Annotated in this window: 21 protein-coding genes; 6 read left to right on the top strand and 15 right to left on the bottom strand. The window is 68.8% G+C overall.

The window, feature by feature from the left end:
• Positions 1-179: 179 nt before the first annotated feature.
• The 8 genes from ADL01_RS19030 to ADL01_RS18995 form a co-directional block, all read right to left on the bottom strand.
• Positions 180-830, bottom strand: coding sequence for a TetR/AcrR family transcriptional regulator (locus tag ADL01_RS19030; protein WP_053743204.1), 651 nt, complete (start codon positions 828-830; stop codon positions 180-182).
• 35 nt (positions 831-865) lie between these two features.
• On the bottom strand, positions 866-1,171 hold the full coding sequence (locus ADL01_RS19025) for a DUF4229 domain-containing protein (RefSeq protein ID WP_053743203.1): 306 nt from the start codon (positions 1,169-1,171) through the stop codon (positions 866-868).
• A 156-nt stretch (positions 1,172-1,327) separates the two neighbouring features.
• Positions 1,328-1,993, bottom strand: a complete 666-nt coding sequence (locus tag ADL01_RS19020; RefSeq protein ID WP_053743202.1) for a UdgX family uracil-DNA binding protein — start codon at positions 1,991-1,993, stop codon at positions 1,328-1,330.
• Between the two features lie 39 nt (positions 1,994-2,032).
• Positions 2,033-3,196, bottom strand: coding sequence for an aminofutalosine synthase MqnE (mqnE, locus tag ADL01_RS19015; RefSeq protein WP_053743201.1), 1,164 nt, complete (start codon positions 3,194-3,196; stop codon positions 2,033-2,035).
• Positions 3,197-3,293: 97 nt separating this feature from the next.
• The gene (locus ADL01_RS19010; protein WP_053743200.1) at positions 3,294-3,749 is read right to left on the bottom strand and encodes an Lrp/AsnC family transcriptional regulator; all 456 of its coding nucleotides are present in this window, start codon (positions 3,747-3,749) and stop codon (positions 3,294-3,296) included.
• A 111-nt stretch (positions 3,750-3,860) separates the two neighbouring features.
• Entirely contained in the window at positions 3,861-4,568 is a 708-nt protein-coding gene (locus tag ADL01_RS19005) for a UbiX family flavin prenyltransferase (protein WP_053743199.1), read from the bottom strand.
• Positions 4,569-4,603: 35 nt separating this feature from the next.
• Complete coding sequence (gene mqnP, locus ADL01_RS19000) at positions 4,604-5,512, bottom strand: menaquinone biosynthesis prenyltransferase MqnP (protein WP_053743198.1); 909 nt, start codon at positions 5,510-5,512, stop codon at positions 4,604-4,606.
• Positions 5,509-6,966, bottom strand: coding sequence for a menaquinone biosynthesis decarboxylase (locus ADL01_RS18995; RefSeq protein WP_053743197.1), 1,458 nt, complete (start codon positions 6,964-6,966; stop codon positions 5,509-5,511). The genes mqnP and ADL01_RS18995 overlap by 4 nt, the downstream gene beginning before the upstream one ends.
• 123 nt (positions 6,967-7,089) lie before the next feature.
• Between ADL01_RS18995 and ADL01_RS18990 the strand changes: the two genes are divergently transcribed.
• The 3 genes from ADL01_RS18990 (at position 7,090) to ADL01_RS18980 (ending at position 9,151) form a co-directional block, all read left to right on the top strand.
• Positions 7,090-7,479: a PLD nuclease N-terminal domain-containing protein gene (locus ADL01_RS18990; RefSeq protein WP_053743196.1), complete on the top strand. Its 390-nt coding sequence runs from the start codon at positions 7,090-7,092 to the stop codon at positions 7,477-7,479.
• A gap of 465 nt (positions 7,480-7,944) precedes the next feature.
• Positions 7,945-8,604: a ribonuclease domain-containing protein gene (locus ADL01_RS42215; protein ID WP_159049571.1), complete on the top strand. Its 660-nt coding sequence runs from the start codon at positions 7,945-7,947 to the stop codon at positions 8,602-8,604.
• Positions 8,605-8,698: 94 nt separating this feature from the next.
• Positions 8,699-9,151 carry a barstar family protein gene (locus ADL01_RS18980; RefSeq protein WP_053743194.1) on the top strand — a complete coding sequence of 151 codons (453 nt, stop codon included), beginning with the start codon at positions 8,699-8,701 and terminating at the stop codon, positions 9,149-9,151.
• Between the two features lie 315 nt (positions 9,152-9,466).
• On the opposite strand, the gene ADL01_RS18975 is transcribed toward ADL01_RS18980, so the two are convergent.
• The gene (locus ADL01_RS18975) at positions 9,467-11,257 is read right to left on the bottom strand and encodes an acyl-CoA dehydrogenase (RefSeq protein WP_053743216.1); all 1,791 of its coding nucleotides are present in this window, start codon (positions 11,255-11,257) and stop codon (positions 9,467-9,469) included.
• Between the two features lie 345 nt (positions 11,258-11,602).
• Between ADL01_RS18975 and ADL01_RS18970 the strand changes: the two genes are divergently transcribed.
• Positions 11,603-12,043 (top strand): hypothetical protein, encoded by a 441-nt coding sequence (locus ADL01_RS18970; RefSeq protein ID WP_053743193.1) that lies wholly within the window; start codon positions 11,603-11,605, stop codon positions 12,041-12,043.
• Entirely contained in the window at positions 12,040-12,453 is a 414-nt protein-coding gene (locus ADL01_RS18965; protein ID WP_053743192.1) for a hypothetical protein, read from the top strand. The genes ADL01_RS18970 and ADL01_RS18965 overlap by 4 nt, the downstream gene beginning before the upstream one ends.
• Positions 12,454-12,625: 172 nt before the next feature.
• Here ADL01_RS18965 and ADL01_RS18960 read toward each other — a convergent pair whose 3' ends face one another.
• From ADL01_RS18960 to ADL01_RS18955, 3 genes are read right to left on the bottom strand one after another with little or no spacing between them, the layout of a single operon-like run.
• On the bottom strand, positions 12,626-12,826 hold the full coding sequence (locus ADL01_RS18960; RefSeq protein ID WP_053743191.1) for a DUF397 domain-containing protein: 201 nt from the start codon (positions 12,824-12,826) through the stop codon (positions 12,626-12,628).
• A gap of 45 nt (positions 12,827-12,871) precedes the next feature.
• The gene (locus tag ADL01_RS46330; protein WP_234354712.1) at positions 12,872-12,994 is read right to left on the bottom strand and encodes a DUF397 domain-containing protein; all 123 of its coding nucleotides are present in this window, start codon (positions 12,992-12,994) and stop codon (positions 12,872-12,874) included.
• Positions 12,957-13,907 (bottom strand): DUF5753 domain-containing protein, encoded by a 951-nt coding sequence (locus tag ADL01_RS18955; RefSeq protein ID WP_053743190.1) that lies wholly within the window; start codon positions 13,905-13,907, stop codon positions 12,957-12,959. The genes ADL01_RS46330 and ADL01_RS18955 overlap by 38 nt, the downstream gene beginning before the upstream one ends.
• 124 nt (positions 13,908-14,031) lie before the next feature.
• Between ADL01_RS18955 and ADL01_RS46325 the strand changes: the two genes are divergently transcribed.
• Positions 14,032-14,484 (top strand): hypothetical protein, encoded by a 453-nt coding sequence (locus ADL01_RS46325; RefSeq protein ID WP_053743189.1) that lies wholly within the window; start codon positions 14,032-14,034, stop codon positions 14,482-14,484.
• Positions 14,485-14,514: 30 nt separating this feature from the next.
• Here the strand turns inward: ADL01_RS46325 and ADL01_RS18945 are convergent, their stop codons facing one another.
• The 3 genes from ADL01_RS18945 to ADL01_RS18935 form a co-directional block, all read right to left on the bottom strand.
• Entirely contained in the window at positions 14,515-14,934 is a 420-nt protein-coding gene (locus ADL01_RS18945; protein ID WP_053743188.1) for a VOC family protein, read from the bottom strand.
• Between the two features lie 192 nt (positions 14,935-15,126).
• Complete coding sequence (locus tag ADL01_RS18940; protein ID WP_053743215.1) at positions 15,127-15,825, bottom strand: hypothetical protein; 699 nt, start codon at positions 15,823-15,825, stop codon at positions 15,127-15,129.
• A gap of 77 nt (positions 15,826-15,902) precedes the next feature.
• The gene (locus tag ADL01_RS18935) at positions 15,903-16,253 is read right to left on the bottom strand and encodes a hypothetical protein (RefSeq protein WP_053743187.1); all 351 of its coding nucleotides are present in this window, start codon (positions 16,251-16,253) and stop codon (positions 15,903-15,905) included.

Genomic DNA, 16,253 nt, shown 5'->3' with positions numbered 1-16,253 from the left:
GGGTGAGGGGGGGTCGGGTGCGGCGCCCGTTGTGGCTGGTCGCGCAGTTCCCCGCGCCCCTGGAGGGAGGGGGTATGGGTTCGCGTGCGCCGTCGTGGCTGGTCGCGCAGTTCCCCGCGCCCCTGAGAGGGGGCCTGCGGCCCCCATCCAGCAAGGACGGGCGCGCCGGACCTCTCGGGTTACTCGGGGTCCTGTGGGGGTGACCAGGGGGTGCCTGTCATCAGGTTGGCCAGGCCTGCCCAGGCGAAGTTCATCAGGGTTGTTGCCGCCTGTCTCGCTGTGACGGCCGGGGTGGTGTTGGCCCAGGCCGCCAGGGACTCGGCGGCGCCTACCAGGGCCACCGCCAGGCCGGCGACCTCTCGCTCGGGCAGCGAGGGGTCGCTGTGTGCCTCGCGGGCCGCGATCACGATCAACTCCGTGACGAACTCGACGAGTTCCTCGCGCATCGCCGCGACCTCGGCCGCGAACGGCTCGCCGTGTGTTCGGGCCTGGACGTGCAGTACCGACCAGCCGTCCGGGTTCTGGGCGGTGTGCGTGAAGAACGCGCGCAGACCGTCCCAGAGCTGGCGGTCGGCGGGCAGGGCCGGTTCGACACCGGCGCGGACGGCCTCGGTGAGCGTCCTGGCCTCGCGCCTGATGCACGCGGTGAAGAGCTCTTCCTTCGAGTTCAGGTACAGATAGACCAACGGCTTGGAGACACCGGCGAGTTCGGCGATCTCGTCCATCGACGCGGCCATGTAGCCGCGTTGGCCGAAGGTCCGTACGGCGGCGTCCAGCATCTGCTGCTCACGGACGGCGCGCGGCATCCGTTTGCTCTTCACAGCACCCATGAGGGCAAGGGTAGTTGGACGGTGAGGTCGGGAGGCTAGCTCTGGGCCGGAGCCTGGGCCTGAGCCGCCTCGTCGACCGCCTCGTCCTCCTGGCTGCGGTTCGCCTCCAGGTTGGCCTTGACGCGGTCCACCTTCTCGACGATCTGCACCGACGCCCGGTCCCGCTCCTTGCGGAGCGCCACGAAGCTGATCGGGGCGGAGATCACGAGGGAGAGCAGGATGATCCACATGCCGTTGGAGCTGCCCAGGCCGCGCGGTGCGACACCGGTGTAGACGAGACCCCAGACGACCAGCAGGCAGGCCACCAGGATCCCGAAGCGCATCAGCGTGTAGCGGAGCATCTCAATCCACTCTTCTTCCGGTCTTCCGGTACGACGGTCCGAACGTTGCCAAAAACGGACGTCATCCAGTGAAACACGCCCAGGCCACGATCTTGCAGCGGGGTACGGCGAGTGGCATCGGCATCGGCATCGGGTACTCAGGATCCTCACAAAGCCTTACGCCAGTGCCCGCGCCGCTACCTCCAGGTCCGAGACCAGGCCCCCGTACGCCGCCTTCCGGTCCGCGTCGTCCCTCGCCCGCAGCACCGACGACGGATGCACCGTCGCCACCAGCCTCTCCTGTCGACCGTGGATCTCCCGCTCCAGGAGCGCCCCGCGCACCTCTCCCACCCGGAACGACGAACCGAGCAGCGCCCGTCCCGCGCTCGCCCCCAGCAGCACGATCAGCTCGGGCTCCACGACGGCCAGCTCGGCGGCCAGCCACGGGCGGCACGCGGTCATCTCGCGCAGCGACGGCGGCTTGTGGATCCGGCGTTTGCCGGGCTCGTCCTGGGTGAACTTGAAGTGCTTGACGGCGTTGGTGACGTACGCCTCCGCCGGGTCGATGCCGGCCTCCGCCAGGGCCCTGTCCAGGAGCTTGCCGGCCGGGCCGACGAAGGGCTTGCCCTGGCGGTCCTCCTGGTCGCCGGGCTGTTCGCCGACGAGCATGACGCGGGCGGCCCTGTCCCCGGCCCCGAACACGGTCTGCGTGGCATCCCGGTGCAGGGGACACCCCCGGCAGTCGGCCGCAGCGCGGCGCAGCGCCGGGAGGCCGCCGCGGTCGGGGACGAAGGGTGCCGCGGTGTAGGCCTCCTCGGGTGCCGCGGCGGTACGTGGAGTCATCTCCGCCGAGTACCACGTCCCGAACCGCTCACACGCGCCTCACACCCGCATCGCCTGCGGCGAGTCCCGGCGCGCCGGGTCCGGGCCCTCGTACTCGCGGATGATCTCGTACCGCGTGTTGCGCTCCACCGGCCGGAATCCGGCGTCCCGGATCAGGTCGAGCAGGTCGTCGCGGGTGAGTTTGTTGGGGGTGCCGTAGTTGTCGGCGTCGTGGGTGATCTTGTACTCGACGACCGAGCCGTCCATGTCGTCGGCGCCGTGCTGGAGGGCGAGCTGGGCGGTCTGGACGCCGTGCATGACCCAGAAGACCTTGACGTGCGGGACGTTGTCGAAGAGCAGCCGGGAGACCGCGAAGGTCTTCAGGGCCTCGGCGCCCGTCGCCATCTGGGTACGCGCCTGGAGGCGGTTCCTGACCTTGCCGTCCTTCATGTCGACGAAGTCGTGCTGGTAGCGCAGCGGGATGAAGACCTGGAAGCCGTTCGTCTCGTCCTGGAGCTCACGCAGCCGCAGGACGTGGTCCACCCGGTGCCGGGGCTCCTCGATGTGGCCGTACAGCATCGTGCACGGGGTCTTGAGACCCTTCTCGTGCGCGAGGCGGTGGATGCGCGACCAGTCCTCCCAGTGCGTCCGGTGGTCGACGATGTGCTCGCGGACCTCCCAGTCGAAGATCTCGGCGCCGCCGCCGGTCAGGGACTCCAGACCCGCGTCGATCAGCTCGTCGAGGATCTCGGACGCCGACAGCCCGCTGATCGTCTCGAAGTGGTGGATCTCCGTCGCGGTGAACGCCTTGAGGGAGACATCCGGCAGGGCGGCCTTCAACTCCCGCAGGGAGCGCGGGTAGTAGCGCCACGGGAGGCTCGGGTGCAGGCCGTTGACGATGTGCAGCTCGGTGAGGTTCTCGCCCTCCATCGCCTTGGCGAGCTTGACCGCCTCCTCGATGCGCATCGTGTACGCGTCCTTCTCGCCCGGCTTGCGCTGGAACGAGCAGTAGGCGCACGAGGCGGTGCACACGTTGGTCATGTTGAGGTGCCGGTTGACGTTGAAGTGGACGACGTCACCGTTCTTACGGGTCCGCACCTCGTGCGCCAGCCCGCCGAGCCAGGCCAGGTCGTCCGACTCGTACAGCGCGATGCCGTCCTCACGGGTCAGCCGCTCACCGGCCCTGACCTTCTCTTCCAGCTCGCGCTTGAGCCCGACGTCCATGCTCATTCCTCGCTCAGCCCTCTCCTAGACAGCCTTCGTGCAGCCTCGTGAACCGCGGTCTCGTGAACCGCGGCCTCGTAAACCTACGCCCCCGCCCCTACTGCTCCTCGGGCAGCTCACCGACCCTGTTCTCCCACTTCGTGGAGAGCACGATGGTCGTACGGGTCCTGGAGACGCCCTGCGTCCCGCTGAGCCGACGGATGATCTTCTCCAGCCCGTCGACGTCACTCGCCCGCACCTTGAGCATGAACGAGTCGTCGCCCGCGATGAACCAGCAGTCCTCGATCTCGCCGAGGTCGCGCAGCCGACGCGCCACGTCCTCGTGGTCGGCCGCGTCGGAGAGCGAGATGCCGATGAGCGCGGTCACACCGAGGCCGAGCGAGGCGGCGTCGACGGTGGCGCGGTACCCGGTGATGACACCGGCCGTCTCCAGCCGGTTGATGCGGTCGGTGACGCTGGGTCCCGACAGACCGACGAGGCGCCCCAGCTCGGCGTAGGAGGCCCTGCCGTTCTCTCTCAGGGCCTGGATGAGCTGCCTGTCCACGGCGTCCATGCGATCGAGCCTTCCGATGAAGAATCCTGAAGCTGAAACTTGCTGAGGGTTGCGGGTTGCGCTTGCTGAAGGTGATGAGCGGTACTGCCAGTCGCTGATACGTACACCGGCTCAGTCGTTATCAGTACGGGACGTACGGGGAACGCGGGGAGTCCCGGGCCCGCCGCCGAGTTCGCCCTCCCAGCGGGTGTACAGCGCGTGCGGGACGCCCGCCGCGTCGAGGACCCGCCCGGCGACGAAGTCCACGAGGTCCTGGATGTGGGTGGCGCCGGAGTAGAAGGCGGGCGAGGCCGGTACGACGCTCGCGCCGGCGTCGTCCAGGGTCACCAGGTGCCGCAGTGTCTGCCCGTTCAACGGGGACTCGCGTACGGCGACGACCAGCGGGCGCCGTTCCTTGAGGGTCACACTGGCCGCTCGCTGCAACAGGTCCTTCGACAGCCCCAGCGCGACCCCGGCCACGCAGGCCGTGGAGGCGGGCACGATCAGCATCCCCTTGGTGGCGTACGACCCGGAGGACGGCCCGGCCGCCAGGTCCCCGGCGCTCCAGTGCCGTACGCCGTCGATGTCCACGGCGAACGTGCCGGGCTTGCCGTCGGCGCCCCGGGACAGCCATTCCCGCAGGTCGTCCTGCCAGTGGGCGTCGCGGAAGGGGATCCCGGTCTCGTCGAGCAACGTGAGCCGCGAGGCGCGGCTGACGATCAGATCGACGGCCTGACCCGCCCCGAGCAGCGCGCGCAGCACAGCAGCCGCATACGGCGTCCCCGATGCTCCGGACACCCCCACGATCCAAGGCGTGCGCTGCGTTTCTCCTGCGTTCACACCCTGAGCCTACCGGCGGTGACCCCGATGGGAATTCAGACCGTGAGCCCACGGACGAGCAGATCGAGCAGCGCGCACCCGAAAAGAGCGATCCCGATGAACCCGTTGACGCTGAAGAACGCCCTGTTGAGCCGCGACAGATCGTGCGGCCGCACGATCCTGTGCTCGTACACGAACGCCCCCGCCACGACGACGAGTCCCAGCCAGAGGAACGCCCCGGCGTCCGTGGCCAGCGCGTACCAGACGAGCAGCGCCGTCGTCAGGGTGTGGCAGACCCGGGCGCCCCACACCGCCGCCGGGATGCCGAAGCGCGCCGGAACCGACAGCACGCCGGTCTCGCGGTCCGTCTCGACGTCCTGACAGGCGTAGATGAGGTCGAAGCCGCCGATCCAGATGCCGACCGCGAGCCCCAGGATGACCGCGTCCCAGGACCACTCCCCCGTGATCGCCAGCCAGCCGCCGACCGGTCCCATGGCCTGGGCGAGGCCCAGGATGGCCTGGGGGAAGTTCGTGAACCGTTTGCCGTACGGGTACACCACCATCGGGATCACCGCGACGGGGGCGAGGGCCAGGCACAGGGGGTTCAGCAGGGCCGCCGAGCCGAGGAAGACGACGACGGCGACCAGGGCGCCGGTCCAGGCGTGCTTCACCGACATGGCGCCCGTGACCAGTTCACGGTGGGCCGTGCGCGGGTTTCGGGCGTCGATCTCGCGGTCGATGATCCGGTTGACGGCCATGGCGAACGTCCGCAGGCCGACCATGCAGACGGTGACCAGGAGCAGCCGGCTCCAGTGGATGTTCCGGTCCATCTGGAACATCGCCGTCAGCGCCGCGATGTAGGCGAAGGGCAGCGCGAAGATCGAGTGCTCGATCATGACGAGGCGCAGGAAGGCCCTGGTGCGGCCCGGCTGCGGCAGTGCGGCGGATGCGGAGGCGGAACTCACAGGCCGTATTCCTTCCAGCGTCTGTCGACTTTCGCGGCCGTGTCGGGGTCGGACACCACCATCTCCGGCCAGCCGCCGTCTCGCGTGTACCCCTCCTCGGGCCACTTCCGCGTCGCGTCGATGCCCGCCTTGCCGCCCCAGAACTGCTGGTAGGAGGCGTGGTCGAGATGGTCGACGGGGCCTTCGACCACGGTGAGGTCGCGGGAGTAGTCCGTGTTGCCGAAGGCCCGCCAGGCGACCTCGTGCAGGTCGTGGACGTCGCAGTCCGCGTCGACGACCACGATCAGCTTGGTCAGGGACATCATGTGGGCGCCCCAGACCGCGTGCATCACCTTCTGCGCGTGCTTGGGGTACTTCTTGTCGATAGCGACGATCGCGCAGTTGTGGAAGCCGCCGGCCTCGGGGAGGTGGTAGTCCACGATGTCCGGGACGATGATCTTGAGAAGGGGGAGGAAGAACCTCTCCGTCGCGCGGCCCAGCGGGCCGTCCTCCGTGGGCGGCCTGCCCACGACGATCGACTGGAGCAGCGGGCGCCGCCGCATCGTCATACAGTCGATGGTGAGCGCGGGGAACGGCTCCTGCGGGGTGTAGAAGCCCGTGTGGTCGCCGAAGGGGCCCTCGGGAAGCATCTCGCCGGGCTCCAGCCAGCCTTCCAGCACCACTTCCGCCTGCGCCGGCACCTGGAGCGGCACCGTCTTGCAGTCGACCATCTCGATCCGCTTGCCCGCGATGAACCCGGCGAACAGGTATTCGTCGATGTCACCGGGGAGGGGGGCGGTGGACGCGTAGGTGACGGCGGGCGGGCAGCCGAAGGCGATGGCGACCGGCAGCCGCTCACCCTTACGGGCGGCCACCTGGTAGTGGTTGCGGCTGTCCTTGTGGATCTGCCAGTGCATGCCGATGGTGCGCTTGTCGTGCCGCTGGAGCCGGTACAGCCCGAGGTTGCGGATCCCGCTCTCCGGGTCCTTGGTGTGCGTCAGCCCCAGGTTGAAGAAGGAGCCGCCGTCCTCGGGCCAGGTGAAGAGGGCCGGGAGGCTGTCGAGGTCGACCTCGTCGCCCTTGAGGACGACTTCCTGCACGGGCGCGTTGTCCGACTTCACCTTCTTCGGCGGTACGTGGACCATCGAGCCGAGCTTGCCGAAGGCCTCGCGCACGCCCACGAACCCCTGCGGCAGCTCGGGCTTCAGCAGGCCGCCGATCCGGTCGCTGATCTCCGCGTACGACGTCAGCCCGAGCGACTTGAGCAGCCGCCGGTCGGTGCCGAACACGTTCATCGCCAGCGGCATCGCCGACCCGCGCACGTTCTCGAAGAGCAGCGCGGGTCCGCCCGCCTTCTGTACCCGGTCGACGATCTCCCCGACCTCCAGGTACGGGTCCACCTCGGCCTTGATGCGCTTGAGGTCGCCCTCGCGCTCCAGCGCCCTGAGCAGGGAGCGAAGATCGTCGTAAGCCATGCGTTCCAGTATCCGTCACGCACTACCCTGGACCTGTCAGCGGGGCTGGGACGCGACCGTCGTAGCGCCCGGACAGCGACTCCGGGCAGCGGATCCGGACGGCGACTCAAGGGGACCGAATACATGCTGCGGGTGCTGTTGATCCTGGTGCCTCTGGCGCTGAGCATCTACGCGTTCATCGACTGCGTCACCACGCAGGAGACGGACGTCCGCTTCATGCCCAAGCCTCTGTGGGCCATCCTCATCCTCCTGTTCCCGCTGGTCGGCTCCGTCTCCTGGCTGATCATCGGCCGCGACCGCGCCACCTCGCAGCGCATCGGCGGCTCTTCGGGCGGCCAGTGGATCGCCCCGGACGACAACCCGGAGTTCCTGATGTCCCTCAAGGACGAGGAGTCCGGGGCCTCGGATTCCGTGGCGGACGACGACGCCCATCTGCGCGACTGGGAGGCCGACTTGCGCCGCCGCGAGGAGGAGCTGAAGCGCCGTGAGAGCGGCGAGGATCCCAAGGACTAGCCAGGCCCTGTCGTCACATTCCCGCCTGCCCCATGAGGTCGGGGACGCGGCCGGCGGGTGGTCGGCCGTTCGGCGCGTGTGACCCCCGTGGCGACCACAGGCGCGCAGCCACCGGGGAACCTCTCCGCGTCGTCCGGTCCCTGTGCGGTAGGGGCGGGTGCGGGCCCGTTCGTCGAGCACGGTGCGGCCGCTCCGGTGCCGGGGGCTGCCTGCACCACACCCACACCCACACCCACACCCACACCCACACCCACACCCAACCGTACCCATGCGCTACCCAGTTCTGCCGAATTGGGTAGAACTACACAAGATTCTGATCGCACTCAGCGCCCAGTATCGGGTCCACACACAAGGAACGGCCGGCCTCGAAGACGACCGTCGGACTGTCGTCCCCCACGACCTGCTCCTTGTGGTCGACCGAGCCACATGGCCTCGGAGACACCGGACCGATGCGAGGTACCTGAGATGCTTTCCACCGATCAGACATCCGCACCCTCTGCGGCACTCCAGAAGAAGCCCCGGCCCCGGAGACTCGGCCGCGCCCTGGCCGTCGCAGGCATGGCGTTCGCCCTCCTGGGCGGCACCATCGGGACCGCGTCCGCCACCCCGCCGCAGACGGTCTACTGCCCGCAGACCTGCTGGCAGCAGCAGGTCCCGGCAGGGGCAAACATAAACCCGGGGATGTGGCAGGACGCCAACAGCTCGGCGGCGTTCTGGGCGAACTACAACATCGACTGGAACCACAGCACGTTCGGTTGGCGCGACCTCAGCCCGCAGTGGGGTCACGGGTGGCCCGCCCAGGCCTACGGAGGCACGTGGTACGCGTACTTCGAGCCGAACTACAGCGCGGACCGGTTCATCTACTACGGCGGCATCTTCAACGACTACAACGGCACGCTCACGCGCCAGGAGAGGGCGCGGGGCGCAAGCCCCAACCAGGCTTGGAGCACTCTCCCGAACAACACCCGTCTCTCCCCCTACGTGGAGTACGACATACACATGTACAGCCACACGAACCCCTCCGGGGGGCGCGGCCAACATCGACTGGTCCGCAACCCCAACACCGGCAACGTCTACGCCACGTTCGACCACTACAACACGTTCTACTTCCTGGGCCGGTTCTAGACACCCCGGCCAGTCCGGTACAACAGGTGCGGTGCGGCGGAAACACTCCCCGTTTCCGCCGCGCCGCTCCGCCGCACCACATGGAGATGATGGGATGACCAACACGGCAGTCTGGATCCGACCACTGGCGGAACACGTGCCGTCCAGTTCGACGCTCAGGGCCGTACACGGCTCCCGTTGCCGCACCAGTCAGGGCATGTTCGCCGAATGGGCGGCCTCGCTCAACTTCCCGGACTACTTCAGCCACAACTGGGACGCCTTCAACGACTGTCTCAGGGACGTGATGATGAGAGCGCGCCACGACAAGGCGGCCTCGGAACAACCCGAACCGGCGCTGGCGGTCCTCGTCCACGAGGCGGACGAGCTCCTCTGCGACGAACCTCCGATGGCTCTGGCCATCCTCCTCGGCATTCTGAGCAACAGCGTCGGCCCGGACAGCGACGATCCCGGGCTGCTGCTGCTTCTCGACGCCGCGCCCGACCGTCTACCCCAGGTGACCGAGCGCATGACGGAAGCCGGGTTCCCACCGTTTACGGCAGACCACTAAGGCCTGCCGTCACCTTTCCGCTGTCCGCCCGGAGGGCGGGGTGGAGCAGTACGTAGGCCGGGGGCCGGAACACTGGCCCGCCGGCCTTCGGTGACATCACACGCCTCGTGGTGGCCCTGGTGAGCGCGGGGCTGGACGGGGTGCCGCAGCGGGCCGACCGCGGGAGCGGCCGTACCGACCTGTTCGCGGACGTGCCGGGCGTGCGTCCCCCCACACGCCCGGCACGTCGTCGGACACCTCAACCGAATATCATGCACGCGTCATACTGGGGTCAGGAATCGCCCCGTTCCAGTTCACAGGAAGCGCGGGTCAAGGTCAGGCGCCGTTCAGCATCGGTAGCGACGACAGGTGCTCTTCCGGGACGTCGAAGGCCTCGGTCAGGCTGCTGAGGTGCGGGGCCAGCCGGGTCGTGAGGGCGTGCAGGGTCTCCGGCAGGGCGCGTACCTGGTCGACGGTGAGGGCCTGTTCGACGAGAAGCAGGCCGCTGCGGGCGTCGACCTGACGGAGGAGGAAGAGCGCGGTCAGGTCCTCCAGGACAGCGCGTGTGATCGGGTCGGGCACTCGGGCGCACGCGGCGAGCAGCGCGTCCGCCGCCTGGCCCACCGTGTACGCCTCCACGAGGTTGAGGGCGGCGTCGGAGGCGTTGTTCCAGCGGCCGAGGCTGTCGCCGCTGCCCTCGCGCCGCAGATCGCGACGGGCGGCCTGGTGCCAGTAGCGCTCGGCGGTGGTGAGGGCGCGGCGCAGCAGCCCGGGGTCGGTCAACGGCTCGTCGCCGGTGGGCCGGACGGGTTCCGGCGCGAGTTCGTGACCGAAGATCAGCTCGGCGCCGGCCTTGCACCAGATGGCCACGTTGTCGCCCTCGGCGGTGATCGCACCGTCCATGTCACCGGCCATGGCGGCGAGCCCGTTCTCGACGAACAGCCCCCGGGCGCCGCACCGTTCCCGGCTCTCGGCCGCGATCTCCCGGGCCCGCCAGGTGACCCACCCCTTGGTGACGGCGACCAGCCGCTCGGCGGCGTCGCGGTCCTCGGGCGTGTGGGTGACCCAGCGTTCGGTGGCCGCCCGGTGCAGGAAGGTCATGGCGTAGGCGGTGGCGGTGTGGTCGAGGAGGCGGGTGTGGTGGGTGCGGTGGGCGGCGAGCGGGACGCGCTGTCCGGCGACGGGCCCGGATATGTGCCGGGTGTACGAGTACCGGACGGCGATCGCGAGTGCCGTACGGGCCACCCCGAGCCCGCTGCCGCTCATGCACAGCTTGCCCGCCACGACACGGCTGATGGCGTGGATGAACCGTTTGCGCGGGCTGCCGACGGAGCTGTCGAGGGTTCCGTCGGGCAGGAGTTGACCGTGGGCGCCCTGGATGAGGGCGGTGCGGGGCAGCCGTACGTTGTCGAAGTTCGTGGCGCAGTGGTCGACCGAGGTGCCGACGCGCTCCGGCAGCAGGGTGACCGTGATGCCGGGCAGGGTGCCGAACTCGTCGCTCAGCGGGGTGAGGAAGAGGAAGGAGCCCAGGAACTTGTCGTCGACGATCAGGCGGGCGGCGACCACGGCGGTCTTGGGGCCGCCGGCGGAGCTGGTGTTGGGCATGAATTTCTGCGCCCCGGGGTGCGGGGTGTGCAGGACGAACTCGTCGCGCTCCCTGTCGTAGCGGGCGACGGTCTCCAGCGCCGGTACGTCGTTGCCGTGCGCGCGCTCGGTGCACAGGAACGTCCCCAGCCGGGACATGGTGGCGAAGTCCGTCAGGTCGCGCGTCGGGGAGACCTCGTCGTCGACGACGCTGCCGAGGAAGAGGTTGTAGTGGATACCGGCAACGGTGACCGTTGCGCCGTCCACGGGGCAGGTCCACTCGTGCAACGCCGCGAGTGCGCGCGGGTCGTTGGCGAGGTCTTCGGGCGACGGGACGTGTTTGTTCAGGGCTCGTAGCCGTTCGTAGGCGAGTTGCCATCGCTGCTGGGCCCCGAGTCCTGGCCGATACCGGAACAGTTCGTCCGAGACCGCTGTGCGCCAGCGTGCGTGAATTTCGGTTCCGTCCGCGCCGTCGCTGAAGAGGAGGCTCGTGATGGCGTCTTGGTCAAGGACTGGATGGGGCGTGCGCGTCTCCGTGGTCATGATGATCGAGATGCCCACTGTGTTTCGAGGATCAACCAATAGTGACCAGGAGCACTTAAGAAATTGCCGAATATGCGGCATTAATGGACAGGAATCGGTCGATGCACGTCGGTAGCGGTTTAGGTACCCTCTATCCATTAATCGGAATTCAGTTCGATTAGCGCGCGATACGGGATTCCGGGGGCGACGACGGACGGAGAGCATCTGATATCCGTATCGCTCAAAGGAGCCCCGTAACGCTTTTGGCGCGGCGCCGTCCGACCACACCCGGACCGAGCGGGCCGGGTGCCGATGCCGGCCGAATACGTTGGCGCGCGGCGGCGACGGCGGGTAGAAGAGGGGGCGATGGCTACTTTCTCCTTCGCCCACGACGTGAGCGGAAGCGGTGCGAGCTTCAGCGCGCAGCTCCTGCCCTCCGAAGCACGTGCCCTCCATGAGGCCCTGAGCTACTGCGCACGAACCGAAGCCGACGACGCCTACCTGAACCTGCTGCTCGGCGCCGGCCAGGATGTGGTCGACGCTCTCCTCACCCGTCTGTGCGGGCCGCACGCGGGGCCCTTCGACATACGGCTGCGCCCGGACGAACTCCACATGCTGCTCTGCGCGTTGACCAACGCGGCCACCCATTTCGTCCAGACGGGCGGCGAGTTCTGCCAGGAGTCCTTCCACATTCGGCTGGGCCACTTCCGGCAGGACTTCGACGCCCTCGCCCTGGCCATCAACAACGCGGCCTACGTCGCGTACGAGACGCCCACGACCCACGTCACCCACGCGGTGGCCGAATGAGACTGCGCGTCCAGTTCACACGGGACGGCGAGGAGTTCATCGCCCGGGTCCGGCCGTACCAGGCCGACGTCATACACAGGGCGCTGACCGTCTTCCTCGACGACGGAAGCGACGGGGACGACGGACAGGACAGGGACACAGCGCTCGCCGTTCGGCTCGGTGCGAGCCGGGAGACCGTCCAGGCCCTCGCCGGACACTTCGCGATCGGATGGACGGAGTCACGCGAACTCCGCCTCACCGTCGACGAGTTGCATCTGCTGCACAGCGCCCTGACCGGTGCGCCCGTCCTGTTCCTGGAGCGGGGGCTCTTCTCGGAGAAGGCGTTCCACGAAGCGACGGACTCCTACCGCGAGCACTTCGACGAGCTGGCCCTGAACTTTGCGAACTACCCTCACCGACAGGGAAGTTGACAGGCGCGGGATGCAGGGCGACGCAGGACCGGGTCCGGTTCGAGGGCATCGACACCAGCAGGCCGCACCCCGCCCGGATGCGGGGGCGTGGCCCGCGAAACCGGGTGAGAACCGTGCGGAAAGGAGACATCATCGCCTCATGCGGCGGGTCCTCCCCGCCGGGCGCCACCCGTCACGGTCGGGAGGTGAGCGCCAAGAACTCCGCCCAGGCGGCCCGGCCTACGACGATCACCGGACCGCCGGAAGCCACCTTGCTGTCACGGACGGGGACGACGCCGGGGAATCCGGGGGCCACCTCGACGCAGTTGCCGCCGTCGTTGCCGCTGTAGCTGCTCTTGATCCACGTCGTCGTGTCGAGTTCGTGCCTGTGCATGATGCTCGCGCTCCTCCATCGTGGGGCTGATCAGAGCGGGCCGATTCACACCTGAGCCGCGAACCCCACGAACTCCGCCCAGGCGGCGCGGGTTACGACAACCACCGGCCCGCCGAAAGCCACCTTGCTGTCACGGACGGGGACGACGCCGGGGAATCCGGGGGCCACCTCGACGCAGTTGCCGCCGTTCTCGCCGCTGTAGCTGCTCTTGATCCAGGTCGCCACGTCGAGTTCGTGCCTCTGCATGATGCTTGTACCCCTCCATCACGTCGCTGATCAGAGCGGCGGATTCGCGGGCTGACAGGACGTCCGCCCTGAGCACATCATAGGCGTGGCTGTGCTGCGCGCAGACGGTCGGATCGTCGTTGAAATGGCCACGGTCCAGCGACTCCGAATACACCCACCGATGGCCGTCAGGCAGTTCGATCAACGACATGGAAACGTTGGGGCGGAGAAGTTCGGGGTAGCTCGCCGGGGCCACCTGGATACGGATGTTGGGGCGCTGTCCCACGCTCAGCAGATGGGCGCACTGGTCACGCATGACCTCCGGGCCCCCTACCTGGTTGCGCAGACAACTCTCGTCCAGGACGGCGACGTACAGCGGGCCGTCGTCAGCGAAGAAGCGCGGTTGACGGCTGAGCCTGGCCCGGACACGCTCCTCAACCTCATCACCGCTCGCAATCCGGGAGAACAGCGCGTGCGCGTAGCCCGGATTCTGCAACATGCCCGGCATGACGCGCTCTTGATACTCCCGCAGCGCCACCGCCTCCGCGTCCATCCGCGCCCGCCGCTCGAACCAGTCCGGATGCTGCACCTCCGGATACCAGTCCACCTTCTTCCACAACCGCAGCAACATCCCACCCGTGCCCAGGATTTCGTCGCACGCCTTTGCGAACGTGTCCTGCGGGACGCTCACTCCCGCCTCCACCTTCGCCACATGCGAGCGGTCGCACGGGATCTGCTGGGCCAGCGCCGCCTGTGTGAGGAGCGCGGCCTCGCGGAAGTGCCGCAACACCTCGCCGAACAGGGCGGCGTTGCTGACTCCCGTCCCACAACCGTCCTCTGCGTTCCGTCGAACCACGCGTCCCCCTCTGGTGCCAGTGCCCCATTCACACGCGCCAGGCGTTGATCCGGGCCGTTCCCCTCAGCCACGCTCAGTACACCCAGAGTAATCGCGAGTAGCGACGTACGTACGGAGTTGGCACATGACCTTGGAACACCGCTCGGGGCTCGAACTGTTGCCCGCCACGATCTACCCGGCGGCCCCCGAGCCCGTACCCGGCTGCGCGGCCTGCGACGAACTGGACAGGTTCCGGACGAGGGCCCGCGAAGAGTGCGACCGCACCCGCGAGACCGACGCCAACGTCCTGTTCCGGCGCCACCAGCGGCAGGCGCATCTCGGGGACGGGGCGAGCACCCCGACCCGGCGCCGCGTCTTCCGGTACGTGCCGTACTCCATCGTCCAGGACGGCGCCGCCGAGCCCGAGTACGAGGCGCGCTGCGTCTCGGGCGACGAGGACGACTGCGGGGCGGTGTCGGGACGGCACCCGGATCCGGCGAAGGTCGAGGAGTGGCAGCGGCGGCACACGCAGGAAACCCGTCACACGCGGTACCGCCGCTGCTTCGCCGACTACTCCGTCCTGGAACCGCAGGCGTAGGCCGACGACACGGCACTCGGCCCGTCGTGCCTACGGGCGGGCGTACGGCCTGGTCAGGATTTCCAGGTTGTGGCCGTCCGGGTCGGCGAAGTAGGCGCCGGAGCCGCCGAAGAGGTCGTTGACGCGGCCGGGTTCGGTGTGGCTCGGGTCGGCGTAGTAGGGGACGCCGACCGCCTCCAGGCGGGCGATCATCGTGTCGAACTGGTCGTCGGGCACGAGAAACGCGTAGTGCTGCGACTGGATCGGCTCGTCACGCTTCTCGTAGTAGTCGAGGGTCACGCCGTTGCCGAGGTCGACGGGCAGGAACGGGCCGAAGGGGGCGCCGACCTCCAGGCCCAGGATCGTGGCGAGGAACTCGGCCGACAGCCGGCGGTCGCTCGCGAAAACCGCGGTGTGGTTCAACTGAACGGCGGTGGTGGGCAGTTCGGGGGTGGGTGAAGGCTGCTGCATGTGTGGTGTGTTCTCCGTGTCCTGGGGTTCGCTGCAAAGGGCGATGAGGAAAGACGCGGAGGAGGGGGCGGGCCTCGGGCCCGCCTCGGGCTCACGCCGAGGCCGGGCACCCAACTCGTGTATGGCCCAAGGCCGACCCGGCAGTCACGTACCCGACCCTAGACGCGACCACGAACACGGATCAAGGAGTTGTCAGGCCGTCCCCCCTACGCCCTGTCCGGCGCTGCGGAGCGTGAACGCCCTCGCCTTCGCGCGCCGCTTCGGGTCGAACGCGTCGATCGACCCCGCGCCCTCCCCCGGGCTGTCGTTCCAGCCGCGGATCTTGCGCGCGACGCCCTTCAGCTTCGGGTGACCGGGCCTCAGCGCGATCTCGAAATGGGACTCCTTCGGGGTCTCGAAGTCGCCGCCCCACCGCACCGCGCCGTCCAGCTCCGCCAGGATGTCCCGGACGATCACCAGCTCACGCGGGTACAGGCCGCCCTTGACGCCGACCGGGTACGCCTCCGGACGGATCGCCATCGCCGTACCGGACAGGTGGTTGGACTCGTACGGAGCCCGGACCGCGCCCGAGGATCGGTGGCCGTGGACGTCCCCCTTCCGGAGCTGGTCGATCTCGTAGTGGAAGCGCCGTGCCACGTGCAGCAGAAGCACGGACGCGTCGCCGTCCGCCAGCCGCACCGACTGGCCGCTGCCCTCGATGTCGTACTCCGTGGCCTGCGTCAGGACCGGCCAGCCGTTCGCCGACCTGCCGCCCTTCCACCCCCCGGCCGGAGCCGGGACCGCGGCGGACGCCGGAGCAGCCGTTCCCACCGACCCCAGCACCACCGCACCGGCCACCGCACCCGTCGCACCGGCGAACCGGCGCCGCGACAACTCACCGAAACCGACCATCACAACTTCACCCTCTTCGAGTTTCACGTGCTCTGCGGATCCTGCGTGCACGGCGGGCCCTACGTGCGCTGCGGGCCTTACCTGCTCTGGGCCTTCGCTGATCTCTTCGCGTGGCGGCGGGTGGCCGCCGACCACACCGCGGCCCCCACGCAGACGACGATCAGCGAGGTCAGGATGACGACAGCCGGGTTGACCCACACCGGGACGAGGTCGTAGCCGGCGTTGCACTTGTTGTGCAGCGGGAACCACTGGCCCGGCTCCCGCCAGTGCTCGTCGCGGTAGCGCTGGTCCACGGTCTGGCCGACGGAGGCACAGGTCTCGTCGAGCTCGTGGCCGCCGGAGAACATACCGATGAAGTACGTGATCCCCAGCAGGAACGAGGAGGCGACGGCCACGGCCAGCCATGCCAGTGGGCCCAACCGACGCAT

It is taken from the genome of Streptomyces sp. NRRL WC-3618 (genome assembly GCF_001280005.1).
Lineage (GTDB): Bacteria > Actinomycetota > Actinomycetes > Streptomycetales > Streptomycetaceae > Streptomyces.
This window is presented reverse-complemented; position numbering and strand designations above follow the sequence as displayed.

Coding starts and splice junctions, on each gene's coding strand:
- ADL01_RS18980 (WP_053743194.1), top strand. CDS start 8,699: ATGACCAACACGGCAGTCTGGATCCGACCACTGGCGGAACACGTGCCG.
- ADL01_RS19010 (WP_053743200.1), bottom strand. CDS start 3,749: ATGGACGCCGTGGACAGGCAGCTCATCCAGGCCCTGAGAGAGAACGGC.
- ADL01_RS18970 (WP_053743193.1), top strand. CDS start 11,603: ATGGCTACTTTCTCCTTCGCCCACGACGTGAGCGGAAGCGGTGCGAGC.
- ADL01_RS42215 (WP_159049571.1), top strand. CDS start 7,945: ATGCTTTCCACCGATCAGACATCCGCACCCTCTGCGGCACTCCAGAAG.
- ADL01_RS18990 (WP_053743196.1), top strand. CDS start 7,090: ATGCTGCGGGTGCTGTTGATCCTGGTGCCTCTGGCGCTGAGCATCTAC.
- ADL01_RS18940 (WP_053743215.1), bottom strand. CDS start 15,825: ATGGTCGGTTTCGGTGAGTTGTCGCGGCGCCGGTTCGCCGGTGCGACG.
- ADL01_RS19020 (WP_053743202.1), bottom strand. CDS start 1,993: ATGACTCCACGTACCGCCGCGGCACCCGAGGAGGCCTACACCGCGGCA.
- ADL01_RS18965 (WP_053743192.1), top strand. CDS start 12,040: ATGAGACTGCGCGTCCAGTTCACACGGGACGGCGAGGAGTTCATCGCC.
- ADL01_RS18935 (WP_053743187.1), bottom strand. CDS start 16,253: ATGCGTCGGTTGGGCCCACTGGCATGGCTGGCCGTGGCCGTCGCCTCC.
- ADL01_RS19025 (WP_053743203.1), bottom strand. CDS start 1,171: ATGCTCCGCTACACGCTGATGCGCTTCGGGATCCTGGTGGCCTGCCTG.
- ADL01_RS18945 (WP_053743188.1), bottom strand. CDS start 14,934: ATGCAGCAGCCTTCACCCACCCCCGAACTGCCCACCACCGCCGTTCAG.
- ADL01_RS46325 (WP_053743189.1), top strand. CDS start 14,032: ATGACCTTGGAACACCGCTCGGGGCTCGAACTGTTGCCCGCCACGATC.
- ADL01_RS18975 (WP_053743216.1), bottom strand. CDS start 11,257: ATGACCACGGAGACGCGCACGCCCCATCCAGTCCTTGACCAAGACGCC.
- ADL01_RS18995 (WP_053743197.1), bottom strand. CDS start 6,966: ATGGCTTACGACGATCTTCGCTCCCTGCTCAGGGCGCTGGAGCGCGAG.
- ADL01_RS18960 (WP_053743191.1), bottom strand. CDS start 12,826: ATGCACAGGCACGAACTCGACACGACGACGTGGATCAAGAGCAGCTAC.
- ADL01_RS19030 (WP_053743204.1), bottom strand. CDS start 830: ATGGGTGCTGTGAAGAGCAAACGGATGCCGCGCGCCGTCCGTGAGCAG.
- mqnE (WP_053743201.1), bottom strand. CDS start 3,196: ATGGACGTCGGGCTCAAGCGCGAGCTGGAAGAGAAGGTCAGGGCCGGT.